The sequence below is a fragment of the Clostridium simiarum genome, from assembly GCF_018919175.1.
GTDB lineage: Bacteria > Bacillota > Clostridia > Clostridiales > Clostridiaceae > Clostridium_L > Clostridium_L simiarum.
The window spans coordinates 14625-28621 of record NZ_JAHLQL010000003.1 but is presented as its reverse complement, the minus strand read 5'-3'; the positions used below and the strand labels follow the sequence as shown (position 1 = coordinate 28621).

Sequence of the window (13997 nt, the reverse complement as noted above, 5' to 3'; positions counted from 1 at the left end):
GAAACAGATGATTAAAATATTAGGCTTAGGACCAGGAGCACCTGAGGCATTGACCCTAGGTGCCCTAAATGAACTTAAGGCAAGTAATAAAATTTATTTAAGAACAGAAAAACATCCTACAGTAAGATATATTAAAGATATGGGTATAAGTTTTAATACTTATGACTTTGCTTATGATAAGTTTGATAGCTTTGATGAAGTTTATGATTTTATAGCAAAGGATTTAATAAGTAAGCATGATGAAGAAGGGGATATTATATATGCAGTGCCAGGACACCCTTTTGTAGCAGAAAAAACAGTAAACATATTGGTGGATTTATGTAAAAATAATAATATATCTGTAGATATAGTGCCGGCAGTGAGTTTTATAGATGTTATGATGGAAAGATTAAATATTGATCCTATAGAAGGAATTAAAGTCATGGATGCTTTTGATATAGGTAATCAAGTATTAGATAAGAGAGTTGGGATAATAATAACCCAGGTATATGATCCTTATATTGCTTCAGAGGTTAAAATAAAGCTATGTCAGTATTATGATGACGATAAGGATATATATTTTGTTAGAGCAGCAGGAGTTAAGGGGGAAGAAAGTATAAGAAAGATTCCACTATACACTCTAGATAGGCAAGAGGATATAGACTACTTAACTTCAATATACATTCCAAGTGGTTCAAAAGGATACAAGGATTTTAATGATCTTTTAGATGTAATGGAGAAGCTTAGATCAGAGGATGGATGTCCTTGGGATAGAGAACAAACTCACCATAGTCTAAAAAAGTATTTAATTGAGGAAAGCTACGAAGTTGTAGAAGCTATAGATGAAAATAATGAAGATAAAATAATAGAAGAGTTAGGGGATGTTTTACTTCAGGTGGTATTTCATGCTGCTATAGGAAAAGAAGATGGTTATTTTGATATAGGTGATATTATAAATGCTATAAATCAAAAGATGATAGATAGGCATCCTCATGTATTTGGCGAGACTAGGGCTCAGAGTTCAGAAGAGGTTCTAATAAATTGGGATAAAATAAAGAATAAAGAAAAAGGCTATAATAGTTATAGTGAAGCTATGTTAAATATAGCTAAATCCTTGCCTGCATTGATAAGGGCTGAAAAGGTTCAGTCTAAGGCAAAGAAAGTAGGTTTTGACTGGGATAAAGTAGAGCATGCTATGGATAAAATTATAGAAGAATATTATGAGGTAAAAGATGTATATAAAGACTCAAATAAGGCAAGAATAGAAGAAGAAATAGGAGATCTTATATTTGCCTGCGTAAATGTAGCTAGATTTTTAGAGATAGATCCAGAGCTAGCACTTAATAAAACAACAGATAAATTCATAAAAAGATTTACTTTCATTGAGAAAACTGCAGAAAAAAAGGGGCTTAATTTAGAAGATATGTCCTTAGAAGACATGGATGAACTGTGGAATGTTGCAAAAAACAATGAAAAGTAATAATTTTTAGAAGGAATTTTATTATAATATGGAGAATATATAGATTTTAGAAAAGAGAGTTAGGTTTATTTACAAATATCATGTTAAAATAAAAAAAAAATTAAATTGTTGAAAGCTAGATGTAGACTTGTGTTGCAATTAATTATATAATATGATAATGTATAATAAATTTATAAAACTTATACATATAAACTTATACATACATGTATAAGTTCAAATTAAACTCTAATTTTAAGGAGGAAAAAAAGGTGAACAAATCAGAATTAATTTCAAGCATGGCTGAAAAAAGTAAATTAACTAAAAAAGATGCAGAAGCAGCTTTAAAATCATTCATAGAAAGCGTACAAGAAGCTCTAGAAAAAGGTGAAAAAGTTCAACTAGTTGGCTTTGGAACTTTTGAAACAAGAGAAAGAGCTGAGAGAGAAGGAAGAAATCCAAGAACTAAAGAAACTATAAAAATACCTGCAACAACTGTTCCAGTATTCAAAGCAGGTAAAGAGTTTAAGGAAAGAGTTAATAAATAAGTATTTAAAACTGTTTAACCCGGGGTATCTCGGGTTTTTTCAATACAAGGGGGAAGATTTATGAGATTAGATAAATATTTGAAGATTTCGAGAATAATAAAAAGAAGAACTATAGCAAAAGAGGCTTGTGAAAGCGGTAGAGTGTCTATTAATGGGAAGGTAGCAAAGCCAAGTACAGAAATAAAAGAAGGAGATATAATAGAAATTTCTTTTGCAAATAAATCTTTAAGAGCTAGAATAATAAATGTTGCAGAGCATGTAAGAAAAGAAGATGCAAAAGCTATGTATGATATTCTAGAAGGAGAAGAAGATACAGAGGAATAAATAAGTTATAAAGGAATAATATATTATAATAAAGAAAAACTATAAAATAACAAGTAATATATATATAACCTTCCACATATATTGTAGAGAAATATATTGGGAGGTTAGTTTTATGGAAAACAAAAAAGATACAAAGATTGAAGATAAAAAAAGCAATCTGATTTTAGATAGTAGAAAAAGATTATCCCTAACAGGAGTTATTGAGGTATTTAGTTTTAATGAAGAAAATATAGCACTAAATACTTCTATGGGAGTATTGAATATAAAGGGTAAAAATTTAAAGATGAATAAATTAGATGTTCAAAATGGTGAAGTTGCAATTATAGGTACCATAGATTCTTTCGTATACAGCACATCAGATGCAAAACAAGTAAATAAAGAAAGTATTATAAAAAGATTATTTAAATAGATGGAGACATTATAATGATAGTACCATTAGTATTTCAATTTAAAATCCTATTATTTAGTATATTAGCAGGATTTATAACAGGTATACTCTTTGACTTTTATAGAATTATAAGAGGGTACAATAATAATAAAGTTTTAGTAATTATCGAAGATTTTTTATTTTGGATTTTAGCATCACTGATTGTGTTTATCTTTTTACTCTATACCAATTATGCCTTTATAGGAGTTTATGTGTACCTATACATAATTTTGGGAATATATTTACATCTTAAAATTTTTAGTAGATACCTTTTGAAGATTCAATATAGTCTATATAGAATCATAGCAAAAACTTTTAGGTTACTCTTTAACTATCTATCATATCCTTTTAAATTAATATTCTATGATGAAAATAAAAAATAACTATGAAAACACTTGAATAAAAAATGAATTATATTTAAAATATACTTAAGAGATAAACCATACTATTAACTTAAAGGGGAAATATATCATGAAAAAGAAAAAACTTACCCTTAAAAGTGTAATAATAATTTTATTATTGATTTTTAGCTCGTACACTATAGTTAGTCAGCAGTTAACTATGAAAAAAATAAAAAAAGACATATCAAACCAACAAAAAGAATTGGAATTAGTGAAAGAGAAAAATCAAAAATTAAAGGATGAATTTGAGTTATCAAATACGGATCTTTACAAGGAAAAGCAGGTAAGAGAAAGATTAGGTTACGTTAAACCTGGAGAGACTCCTGTAATTGATAGTAATTCTAAGTAACTCATTTAAGTTTAGGTTTATTATTTTATATAATATATATTAATTATTTTTAAGGAGGAGTCTTTTTAATATGACCTTAATGGCAGGAAACATTTTAGAAGGTACAGTGGTTAATATTACTAATTTTGGAGCTTTTGTTGAAGTGGAGGGTAAGACTGGTCTAGTTCACATTTCAGAGGTAGCTGATACTTTTGTTAAAGATATTAAGGAATATCTTAAAGAACAAGATAAAGTAAAAGTTAAGGTTATTTCTATAGACGATAATGGCAAGATAAGTCTTTCTATTAAACAAGCGAACATAAAGAAAAAATCTGTTAGACCAGCTGAGATTGACTGGAATACAGAAAAGGGCAAAAATTCTTCAGGAAACTTTGAAGACATAATGTCAAAATTTTTAAAGGATAGCGAAGAAAGAATGCAAGATGTTAAAAAGCATCAAGACAACAGAGCAAGAGGATATAATAAAAAAATCTAGTAAAATGATATATTCAGTAAGTAAACCCCCTATATTTTGATATAGGGGTTTAATTATAGAAGCTATTATAAGTAAAAAAAGATTTTTTAAAAAATATGTTGACAATAGTATATGGCTGATATATAATAATCTATGTCGCCGATAATAGTTGGCAGATAGTGCTGGAGTGGCGGAACTGGCAGACGCACAGGACTTAAAATCCTGCGGTGGTTGAACACCGTACCGGTTCGATTCCGGTCTTCAGCACCAATTTTTAAATTAATATCGCGGAGTGGAGCAGTTGGTAGCTCGTCGGGCTCATAACCCGAAGGTCGTAGGTTCAAGTCCTGCCTCCGCAACCAAAAAAACTAAATATGGCGGAATAGCTCAGCTGGCTAGAGCATTCGGTTCATACCCGAAGGGTCGTAGGTTCAAGTCCTATTTCCGCTACCAATAGTGCTGGAGTGGCGGAACTGGCAGACGCACAGGACTTAAAATCCTGCGGTGGTTGAACACCGTACCGGTTCGATTCCGGTCTTCAGCACCAATTTTTAAATTAATATCGCGGAGTGGAGCAGTTGGTAGCTCGTCGGGCTCATAACCCGAAGGTCGTAGGTTCAAGTCCTGCCTCCGCAACCAAAAAAGTAAATATGGCGGAATAGCTCAGCTGGCTAGAGCATTCGGTTCATACCCGAAGAGTCGTAGGTTCAAGTCCTATTTCCGCTACCATATAAGTATACTCACAAAGATAGATCTTTGTGAGTATTTTTGTTTTATTTATTATTTTTTAATTATTAATAGAATTTTGTCAACATGCATTGCTTTTGTTGTGGAAAAGTTTTTTATTACAAAAAGTTATCCACAAATTAGTTGAGTTTTTTTTAGCAGATGACAATTAAAATATCTTTAAAAAATATATAGATATTTTAAGATGTATATTTTTTGCCTTTAATAAAATAAATAAGAATTTTATGTCCTATTAATAAAAAAATGCCATACAGCTTATGACATTTATTTCCATAACCCTTTGCTATAATCTAGATACTGTATAGTTCACTTAATTGTGAGTTATTAATTTGGAAAACTTAAAAGATTTAGAGGGGGAATAATATGCAGTACGGAGCAGAGGTTATAACATACAAAAGATTAAAAGAAAATAAAAAAGGGCAGAAAAGTGAAGGGTATATATCGTCTTTTAGGATAGTAGGATATTTTGTTGCTGCTATATTTATAAGTCGTGTAGTGCTGATAAACAGTACAGCTCCTTTTGGATTAGCTTTTATAATGGCGGTAATGAATGAAAGGAAGGACAAGCTTTCTATAGCTGCAGGAACAGGAGCTATAATAGGATATGTAACATTATATAAAAACTTAGATGATATAGCTCTTTATATAATAATGATAGGAACCTTAATTCTTTTTGGTTATTTTACAGGAGATATAGCAAGAAGGAAAAGAATATTTTTTATAAGTTTAATTATGCTGCTGGAATCTATTATATTTAGGGCTGTAATAAATCAGTATACATTAGGTATAAACATTCTTACTTCTTCTTTTCATATAGGATGTATATTGCCTATATATTTTATTATAGATTATGCGTTAACATGTTCAAGAGAGTTTAAAAGCAAACATCTTTTTACCAATGAAGAAATAATAAGCATGTCTATAGTTTTTTCTCTAATAATTTCAGGAACTTGGGGAATAAAGTTCTTTAATATAGATATAAGAAATGTAATAGGATTAATATTTGTTTCTATAATGGCTTATGTAAATGGAAGTTCTACAGGAGCAGCTACAGGGGTGGCTATAGGAGTGATAATGGGTATAACTTCAAATAATATGGTTAATTACGTATCTATTTATGCAGTATGTGGACTTGTAACAGGAATATTTAAAGAGACAGGCAAGTGGTTCACTTCATTAGCCTATATAACCATATTTACCTTACTTAAAGTGTACTTAGGAATGAGTACAGATTTTAAACTTATTGAAGGGTTATTGAGTTTCTTAATATTTATAACTATTCCTGAGAGAATTTATGAAAAAATATCTGTAGAACTAGATTGGGAGAAAAAGCAAGATATAACTAATGAAAGTTATATGCATAAGTTAAAAGAAGTATTTACAGAAAAGCTAGATAGTTTTTCAGAAGTTTTAATAAATATGTCAACTACCTTAAATAATTTAGTGGATAATGATAAATTGCTTATGAAAACAAAAAGTAGTGCATTGGTAGAAAATCTAGCAGATAGAGTATGCAGTGGTTGCGATATGAAATCTATTTGCTGGAAACGGGAAATGCACTGTACCTATATAGCTTTCAGTGAACTTATTCAAAACTATCAAGAGGAAGTTCATAATATACCTTATGAAATAGAAAGGAAGTGCGTAAAAAGAACAGCTTTAATAAAAAATGCTGAAGAACTTCTTAATTCATATATAATAAATGAAATGTGGAGGAGTAGGTTAAGTGAAGGAAGAAAGATGCTAGCTTCACAGATTCATAATATGGCAAAATCTATCGGTAAAATAGTTGAAGATTTTAGCTCAGAAGTTTCCGTTAATAATGATATGGAAAGGCATATAAGGAGGTGTTTAAATAAGGTTAATATAAAAATTAATGATATATTATGTTACGATGACAGAAATGCTAGGTTAAAAGTTAAAATAACAATGGCCTCTTGTGGAGGAAGGCAAAAATGTGTAAAAGATATGCTACCGTTGATAAATGAAGCTGTAGGTAGACCTATGTGTATTTGTGATGAGGGTTGCATTATAAATCCAGAAAATGACAATTGCACTGTAACTTTTGAGGAAACACCTAAATACCATATTGCAACTTCTATAACTAGAAAATGCAAGGATGGAGAAGTGTTTAATGGTGACAGCTATAGCTTTGGAAAATTAAAAGATGGTACTTATATGACTATAATAAGTGATGGAATGGGTTCGGGACCTCAAGCTGGTGAAGAAAGTAAAGCGGCGGTAGACTTGATAGAAAAATTCACCAATGCGGGTTTTGATAAAATTACCGCTATAGATACTGTTAACTCTATAATGAGTTTTAAATTTTCAGAGGATGAAAAATTTTCAACTGTGGATTTAAATTCAATAGATCTTTATAGTGGAGAAGTAACTTTTATGAAGGTTGGAGCGGTAGCCAGTTTTATAAAAAGAGGAGAAAAGATAGATATAATAAAATCCAAAACCCTTCCTATAGGTGTATTGGACAAAGTTGATATAGATATAATAGAAAAGAAGGTTAAAAACGGAGATATAGTAATTACTGTAAGTGACGGAGTATTAGATTGCTGTGAAGGAGGAAATATGGAGTGGTTAGCTGAGTACCTTATTAGCAGCAAAAGTAGCACACCGAAAGAATTGGCAGATGAAATAATGGAAAAGGCACAGAGTTTAACGGGAGGAAAAGTTAAAGATGACATGACTGTTATAGTATCAAAAATATATAACCTATATTAAATTAGGAAAAGTTAAGTATAATTAGTATGTCATTAAGGGTTTTTCTAGATTTATTTCTAGAGTGTTGATTTTAAGTTATATTAGAGGAGAAACTAAAATTTAAAAGGACTCTTAAATTCAAGAAAATATATTAAGTCTATGCTAATTATGTGGATATTTTATCCAGGTTAAATTATAAATATTATAGACTTAGATTGTATTAAATGAATTTTAGAGTTCTAATTTTTTGATTGCAATAATTTCATTTATATGCATAATTTTGTGTTATAATAGAATATCATAAGAATTAGGAAGTGGCTTCATGAAGAAGATTTTAGAGTATATTAGCAAGCACTCTATGATAGATAGAGGAGATAAAATTTTAGTGGCTTTATCTGGTGGTCCAGATTCAGTATGCCTTTTACATATACTTTATAGTTTAAAACAAGAATTAAACATAGAGATATATGCAGCTCACATAAATCATCAGTTAAGAGGATATGAATCAGATGAGGATGAGGTATATGTAAAAAATATATGCAAAAATTTAGGTATTGAATGTTTTGTTAAAAGATATGACATAAACACTATAGCTAAGGAAAAAGGCATATCTAGTGAAATGGCAGGAAGAGAAGTACGATATGATTTCTTTAAAGACTTAAAGGAAAAACTAAACATAAATAAGGTAGCTTTAGCCCACAATGCTAATGATCAGGCTGAAACTATTCTTATGAGGATTATGCGTGGAACGGGAATTGAAGGACTTACAGGGATAAGACCCATAAGGGATGATGTATATATTAGACCTATATTGATTCTCTCAAGAGGAGAAATTGAGGAGTATTGTGAGATAAATAATCTTCATCCAAGAATAGATAAAACTAATAGTGAGCCAATATATGCTAGAAATAAGGTGAGATTAGAGCTAATACCCTACATAAAAGAAAATTTTAATGAAGATATAATAAATACATTAAATAGATTTTCAGAACTTATGGCAAAAGATAGTGAATATTTAGATCAGTTAGCTTATAATAAATTTAATGAGCATATAGAAATAAATTCTGAGGAATCTATAGTAATTCATCAAGAAGCTTTTAATGAGCAGGATTCAATTATAACTAGAATAATTAGATTAGCTATAGAAAAATTAGAAGGAACTTTAAATAATGTTGAAATGACTCATATTTACAGTATAATATCTTTAGGAAAACAAGGGACAGGAAAAAGGATTAGTCTACCTAGAGGTGTTATAGCTGAAAATATTTATGATGATGTAGTTATAAAAAAAGAGGTTAGACGAGACACAAAGTGTAAAGAGTTAACTTTTTTAATTAATTTAGAAAGTTATTCTAAAGAAGCTTTAAAAGATGGGTTTAGCATTAATATTCCTGAACTAAGGATATGTCTCGGGATTAAGCTTTTGTGTAAGAATGATAATAAATTAAATTTAAATGGTAAATATAATATTAAATATTTCGATTTTGATAAAATTAAAGGGAATCTTTCTATTAGATATAGAAAAGAAGGGGATAGGTTTATCCCTTATGGAATGAGAGGAAGTAAAAAGTTAAAGGATATATTTATTGATAGTAAAGTGCCTAGGGAAGAGAGAGATAATATTCCACTTATATGCTTTGGTGAACATATAGCTTGGATAGTGGGGTATAAGGTAAGTGATACTTTTAAAGTAGAAAATAAAACAAAAAACATTTTAAGCATAACAATTGAAAGAGGGGTAAAAAATTAATGAAAGAAGATATCAAAGAGGTACTATTGACAGAAGATGAACTAAGGAAAAAGATAAAAGAGATAGGCGAAGCTATAAGTAGGGATTATAAGGGAAAAGAACTAGTATTAATAGGAGTGCTTAAGGGGTCTGTAATGTTTATGTCAGATCTTATGAAAGAGATTTCTATTCATTGTAGCATGGATTTTATGGCTGTTTCTAGCTATGGAAATTCTAGTGAAAGTTCAGGAGTAGTTAGGATACTTAAGGATCTAGATCATTCTATAGAAAATAAAGATGTGTTAATAATTGAAGATATAATAGATTCAGGCATAACATTAAGTTATCTTATAGATTATTTAAAAGGAAGAAAACCAAACAGTATAGAAATAGCATGTCTATTGAACAAGAAAGAAAGAAGAAAAGCAGAAATAGATGTTAAATATCTAGGTTTTGATGTGCCAGATTATTTCTTAGTTGGATATGGATTGGATTTTGCTGAGAAATACAGAAATCTTCCTTTTATAGGAATCTTAAAAGAAAATGTTTATAAATAATTAATATACTTACTTATTGTAATGAAAATTTTAGTATGTTAAAATCTTTTATAGTAACTAGAAAGAGAGGGGGGCCTATAATGAAAAAATTTTCAAGTGCAACGGCCTGGATTATAGTATTTATATTTGTAATACTTGCAGCATTAGCCTGGTCAGAAACAGGAAAAGGCGGCAATACAATAGCATTTAATGAGTTCCAGAAAGAATGGAAGAGCAATAACATACAAAGCATAAGAGTGAAAGAAGATAAAATGACAGTAGAGGGTACTCTTGAAGATGGTAAAACTTTTATTACTGTAGTACCAGCACAAAGATTATACCAATTTATGTCCCAATATCCTAACAGTGGAGATGTAAAAGAATTATATGATGCACCTTCAGGTATGCCAGCATGGTTACAGATAATACCTACTATTTTACTTATAGTAATGGTTTTAGCAGTGTGGTTTATATTCATGCAACAATCACAAAGTGGTGGCGGTGGAAACCGAGGTGTGATGAATTTTGGAAAGAGTAGAGCAAAAATGGCTACTCCAGATAAGAGGAAGGTTACATTCAAAGATGTAGCAGGAGCTGACGAAGAAAAGGAAGAGTTAGCTGAAATAGTAGACTTCTTAAAACAACCAAAAAGATATCTAGATTTAGGAGCAAGAATACCAAAAGGAGTGCTCTTAGTTGGTCCTCCAGGTACAGGAAAGACTCTTTTAGCTAAGGCTATAGCAGGAGAGGCAGGAGCACCTTTCTTTAGTATATCTGGTTCTGACTTTGTTGAAATGTTTGTTGGGGTAGGTGCATCAAGAGTTAGAGACTTATTCGAACAAGCAAAGAAGAGTTCCCCATGCATTATATTTATTGATGAAATTGATGCAGTGGGTAGACAAAGGGGAGCTGGACTTGGTGGAGGACATGATGAAAGAGAGCAAACTTTAAATCAATTGCTAGTTGAGATGGATGGATTTGGAGTAAACGAAGGAATTATAATGATTGCTGCTACTAATAGACCAGATATATTAGATCCTGCATTACTTAGACCTGGTAGATTTGACAGACAAATAGTAGTAGGTGCTCCAGATGTAAAGGGTAGAGAAGAAATATTAAAAGTTCACATAAAAAATAAGCCTTTATCCGAAGATGTTAAATTAGATGTTCTAGCTAAAAGAACACCAGGATTTACTGGCGCAGATTTAGAAAATCTTACAAATGAAGCGGCTTTATTAGCTGTAAGAAAAGATAAAAAGTTTATTGGAATGGAAGAGATGGAAGAAGCTATAACAAGAGTTATAGCAGGACCTGAAAAGAAGAGTAGAGTTATAAGTGAGCATGATAGAAGACTTACAGCTTATCATGAAGCAGGTCACGCTGTAGTAATGAAATTATTACCTAATTCAGACCCTGTTCACCAAATAAGTATAATTCCAAGAGGTATGGCAGGAGGATATACTATGCATTTGCCTCAAGAGGATAGAGCCTATACATCAAAATCAAGATTAGAGGATGATATGGTTGGACTTCTAGGTGGAAGGGTAGCTGAAAAACTTATAATCGGAGATATAAGTACAGGTGCTAAAAATGATATAGATAGAGCTAGTACTATTGCAAGAAAGATGGTTATGGAATATGGAATGAGTGATACTGTTGGACCAATAGCTTTTGGAGCAGATCATGATGAAGTATTCTTAGGGAGAGATCTTGGAAGAGGTAGAAACTTTAGTGAAGAGATAGGAGCTAAGATAGATAAGGAGATAAAGGGTCTTATTGATGAAGCTTATGATAAAGCTCAAACTCTATTAAAAGACAACATAGATAAACTTCACGCAGTAGCTCAAGCTTTATTACAAAAAGAAAAATTAGAAGCAGAAGAATTTGAAGAGATATTTCAAAATGCATAATAGATAAAAATAACCACTACCGATTTTGGTAGTGGTTATTTTTGATTAATCTTTTATTTAAATATTCAAAAATATTTAAATAGTGAGTTTTATCAAAATATATAAAAAATAGTATTATGAAATCCAATAGATATGGTATAATATATATGAAACTTTTAAGTTGGGAGATGATGATGTGGAACTTAAATTAGAAGAAGGCTTAACACATAAAGAAGAGATTAAAGTAACTGAAGAGTTAACGGCTAAGGCTCTTTCTTCAGGAACTATGGAAGTTTATGCTACTCCTGCTATGATAGCCCTAATGGAAAGTGTTTCAAAGGATTCTGTAAAGAATTATATTGAAGAGGGCTACACAACAGTGGGTATAGAGATAAATGTAAAACATATAAAGGCTAGTGCTATAGGTTCTATAGTAAAGGGTCAGTGTTTACTAGAACGAGTAGAAGGAAAAAGACTGTATTTCAAAGTTGAAGCTTTTGATGAAAAAGGAAAAATAGGAGAAGGAACTCATATTAGATATATTGTAAATGAAAAAGAATTTTTAGATAGGGCTTATAGATAAAAAATATTAGCTACATTAATTAAAAAAAATAATATTCAAACCATTAATGGATTTGAAAAAAATAAATAACTGAAAGGAGGGAATGTCGATAATATTATCGACAGAATGTATTATGAAAACTGATATTGAAATAGCACAAAGTTCAAAGATGCTTCCTATAGTGGAGGTAGCTAAAAACATAGGATTGACAGAAGATGATATAGAGCTTTATGGTAAGTATAAATGCAAGCTCTCTTTAGATATCTTAGAAAAAAATAGGAGGAAGGAAGATGGAAAACTAGTTCTTGTTACAGCAATAAATCCAACTCCAGCAGGAGAAGGAAAGTCTACTGTTACAGTAGGGCTAGGGCAGGCGTTATGCAAAATGGGGAAAAATGCAGTAATTGCATTAAGAGAACCTTCACTAGGACCAGTTTTTGGAGTTAAAGGAGGAGCAGCTGGAGGTGGATACGCCCAAGTAGTTCCAATGGAAGATATAAATCTTCATTTTACTGGAGATATGCATGCTATAACTTCAGCTAATAACTTGCTTGCAGCAGCTATAGATAACCATATTCATCAAGGAAATTCTCTTGAAATAGATTCAAGAAGAATAATATTTAAAAGAGTTATGGATATGAATGATAGATCATTAAGGAGTATAGTAATAGGCTTAGGCGGTAAGCCAAATGGGTTCTTAAGAGAAGATGGATTCATGATAACGGTAGCTTCAGAGGTTATGGCTATACTATGTCTTTCAAATAGTTTAATGGATCTAAAAGAAAGAATGGGAAATATATTGGTGGCTTATAATTTAAAGGGAGAACCTGTTTATTGTAAAGACTTAAAGGTTGAGGGTGCTATGGCTCTTTTGATGAAGGAAGCTATAAAACCTAATTTAGTTCAAACTTTAGAAAATACTCCAGCTATAATTCATGGAGGGCCTTTTGCAAATATAGCTCATGGATGTAACAGTATAATGGCTACTAAAATGGCATTAAAACTTGGAGACTATGTAGTAACAGAAGCGGGCTTCGGAGCAGATCTTGGAGCAGAAAAGTTCTTTGATATTAAATGTAGATTTGGAGAGTTAAAACCTAGCTGTGTAGTTATAGTAGCTACGGTTAGGGCTATAAAGCACCATGGTGGTGTAAAGAAAGAAGACTTAGGTAAGAATAATGTTGAGGCTGTAGCGGAAGGAATAAAGAACTTAGAAAAACAAATAGAAAACATTAAAGGCTTTGGAGTTCCTCCTGTAGTTGCCATAAACAGATTTATTACAGACTCAGAAGAAGAACTGAAGTTTATAGAAGATTATTGCAATAAGTTAGGTGTAAAAGTAGCGTTAACAGAAGTATGGGCTAATGGTGGAGAAGGTGGATTAAAGCTTGGTGAAGCTGTATTAGATACTATACAAAATCAAGAAAGTAACTTCCAAGTATTATATGAAAGTGAACTAACCATAAAAGAAAAACTAGACAAAATAACTACAAAAGTATATGGTGCAAAAGGTGTAGTTTATACAGCACAAGCAGAGAAACAAATTAAAGAGCTTGAAAAGTTTGGCCTAGATAAAAAACCTATATGTATTGCTAAAACACAGTATTCATTATCCGATAACCCACAATTACTAGGAAGACCAGAAGGATTTGAGGTAACAGTAAAAGAAGTTAGGGTTTCTAATGGGGCTGGCTTCATAGTAGTTTTAACTGGAGATATAATGACTATGCCAGGACTTCCTAAAGTTCCAGCAGCAGAGAAGATGGACATATTAAATAATGGAGAAATAAAAGGATTGTTCTAATAGAATATTAAATTCTTGAGATTTAGAGAGAGATTTTTAAAAGAGGTTTTAAAAATCTCTCTTTTGCTATAAAAAAA

The 13997-nt window shown here is 31.0% G+C and carries 13 protein-coding genes and 6 tRNA genes; all 19 read left to right on the top strand.

The features are described from left to right. Window positions 1-7 precede the first annotated feature (7 nt). The 19 genes from yabN to KQI89_RS09925 all read left to right on the top strand — a co-directional run bounded on the left by yabN (window position 8) and on the right by KQI89_RS09925 (window position 13920). Entirely contained in the window at window positions 8-1459 is a 1452-nt protein-coding gene (yabN, locus tag KQI89_RS10015; protein WP_032123595.1) for a bifunctional methyltransferase/pyrophosphohydrolase YabN, read from the top strand. A 203-nt stretch (window positions 1460-1662) separates the two neighbouring features. Then, window positions 1663-1983 carry an HU family DNA-binding protein gene (locus KQI89_RS10010; RefSeq protein WP_187117440.1) on the top strand — a complete coding sequence of 107 codons (321 nt, stop codon included), beginning with the start codon at window positions 1663-1665 and terminating at the stop codon, window positions 1981-1983. Window positions 1984-2043: 60 nt separating this feature from the next. Then, complete coding sequence (locus KQI89_RS10005; protein ID WP_032123597.1) at window positions 2044-2307, top strand: RNA-binding S4 domain-containing protein; 264 nt, start codon at window positions 2044-2046, stop codon at window positions 2305-2307. A 112-nt stretch (window positions 2308-2419) separates the two neighbouring features. Beyond that, on the top strand, window positions 2420-2716 hold the full coding sequence (gene yabP, locus KQI89_RS10000) for a sporulation protein YabP (protein WP_032123598.1): 297 nt from the start codon (window positions 2420-2422) through the stop codon (window positions 2714-2716). Between the two features lie 14 nt (window positions 2717-2730). Continuing rightward, a complete protein-coding gene (gene yabQ / locus KQI89_RS09995; protein WP_032123599.1) occupies window positions 2731-3117 on the top strand; it encodes a spore cortex biosynthesis protein YabQ in 387 nt (128 codons plus the stop codon). Window positions 3118-3205: 88 nt separating this feature from the next. Further along, window positions 3206-3484 carry an FtsB family cell division protein gene (locus KQI89_RS09990; RefSeq protein ID WP_216456974.1) on the top strand — a complete coding sequence of 93 codons (279 nt, stop codon included), beginning with the start codon at window positions 3206-3208 and terminating at the stop codon, window positions 3482-3484. Between the two features lie 70 nt (window positions 3485-3554). Beyond that, a complete protein-coding gene (locus tag KQI89_RS09985) occupies window positions 3555-3959 on the top strand; it encodes a S1 domain-containing RNA-binding protein (RefSeq protein WP_216456973.1) in 405 nt (134 codons plus the stop codon). 160 nt (window positions 3960-4119) lie between these two features. Further along, window positions 4120-4208, top strand: a tRNA-Leu gene (locus KQI89_RS09980). Window positions 4209-4224: 16 nt separating this feature from the next. Next, a tRNA-Met gene (locus KQI89_RS09975) sits at window positions 4225-4300 on the top strand. A 14-nt stretch (window positions 4301-4314) separates the two neighbouring features. After that, window positions 4315-4391, top strand: a tRNA-Met gene (locus KQI89_RS09970). A gap of 5 nt (window positions 4392-4396) precedes the next feature. Beyond that, window positions 4397-4485, top strand: a tRNA-Leu gene (locus tag KQI89_RS09965). A gap of 16 nt (window positions 4486-4501) precedes the next feature. Continuing rightward, a tRNA-Met gene (locus KQI89_RS09960) sits at window positions 4502-4577 on the top strand. A 13-nt stretch (window positions 4578-4590) separates the two neighbouring features. Next, window positions 4591-4667 (top strand) — tRNA-Met (locus KQI89_RS09955). A 381-nt stretch (window positions 4668-5048) separates the two neighbouring features. After that, window positions 5049-7421, top strand: a complete 2373-nt coding sequence (gene spoIIE, locus KQI89_RS09950; protein WP_216456972.1) for a stage II sporulation protein E — start codon at window positions 5049-5051, stop codon at window positions 7419-7421. 301 nt (window positions 7422-7722) lie between these two features. Further along, on the top strand, window positions 7723-9150 hold the full coding sequence (tilS, locus tag KQI89_RS09945; protein ID WP_216456971.1) for a tRNA lysidine(34) synthetase TilS: 1428 nt from the start codon (window positions 7723-7725) through the stop codon (window positions 9148-9150). Then, entirely contained in the window at window positions 9150-9686 is a 537-nt protein-coding gene (hpt, locus tag KQI89_RS09940; RefSeq protein ID WP_032123604.1) for a hypoxanthine phosphoribosyltransferase, read from the top strand. Before tilS ends, hpt begins: the two co-directional genes overlap by 1 nt. A gap of 80 nt (window positions 9687-9766) precedes the next feature. Further along, window positions 9767-11575: an ATP-dependent zinc metalloprotease FtsH gene (gene ftsH / locus KQI89_RS09935; protein ID WP_032123605.1), complete on the top strand. Its 1809-nt coding sequence runs from the start codon at window positions 9767-9769 to the stop codon at window positions 11573-11575. 175 nt (window positions 11576-11750) lie between these two features. Further along, window positions 11751-12137, top strand: a complete 387-nt coding sequence (locus KQI89_RS09930) for a thioesterase family protein (RefSeq protein ID WP_343216353.1) — start codon at window positions 11751-11753, stop codon at window positions 12135-12137. Between the two features lie 112 nt (window positions 12138-12249). Next, window positions 12250-13920 (top strand): formate--tetrahydrofolate ligase, encoded by a 1671-nt coding sequence (locus KQI89_RS09925; protein ID WP_216457192.1) that lies wholly within the window; start codon window positions 12250-12252, stop codon window positions 13918-13920. Window positions 13921-13997 lie beyond the last annotated feature (77 nt).

What these genes read in the sequence shown, in the direction of transcription:
- yabP (WP_032123598.1), top strand. Translation starts at nt 2,420, where the DNA reads ATGGAAAACAAAAAAGATACAAAGATTGAAGATAAAAAAAGCAATCTG.
- KQI89_RS09985 (WP_216456973.1), top strand. Translation starts at nt 3,555, where the DNA reads ATGACCTTAATGGCAGGAAACATTTTAGAAGGTACAGTGGTTAATATT.
- tilS (WP_216456971.1), top strand. Translation starts at nt 7,723, where the DNA reads ATGAAGAAGATTTTAGAGTATATTAGCAAGCACTCTATGATAGATAGA.
- KQI89_RS09990 (WP_216456974.1), top strand. Translation starts at nt 3,206, where the DNA reads ATGAAAAAGAAAAAACTTACCCTTAAAAGTGTAATAATAATTTTATTA.
- KQI89_RS10005 (WP_032123597.1), top strand. Translation starts at nt 2,044, where the DNA reads ATGAGATTAGATAAATATTTGAAGATTTCGAGAATAATAAAAAGAAGA.
- spoIIE (WP_216456972.1), top strand. Translation starts at nt 5,049, where the DNA reads ATGCAGTACGGAGCAGAGGTTATAACATACAAAAGATTAAAAGAAAAT.
- KQI89_RS09925 (WP_216457192.1), top strand. Translation starts at nt 12,250, where the DNA reads ATGAAAACTGATATTGAAATAGCACAAAGTTCAAAGATGCTTCCTATA.
- yabQ (WP_032123599.1), top strand. Translation starts at nt 2,731, where the DNA reads ATGATAGTACCATTAGTATTTCAATTTAAAATCCTATTATTTAGTATA.
- KQI89_RS10010 (WP_187117440.1), top strand. Translation starts at nt 1,663, where the DNA reads ATGTATAAGTTCAAATTAAACTCTAATTTTAAGGAGGAAAAAAAGGTG.
- hpt (WP_032123604.1), top strand. Translation starts at nt 9,150, where the DNA reads ATGAAAGAAGATATCAAAGAGGTACTATTGACAGAAGATGAACTAAGG.
- ftsH (WP_032123605.1), top strand. Translation starts at nt 9,767, where the DNA reads ATGAAAAAATTTTCAAGTGCAACGGCCTGGATTATAGTATTTATATTT.
- yabN (WP_032123595.1), top strand. Translation starts at nt 8, where the DNA reads ATGATTAAAATATTAGGCTTAGGACCAGGAGCACCTGAGGCATTGACC.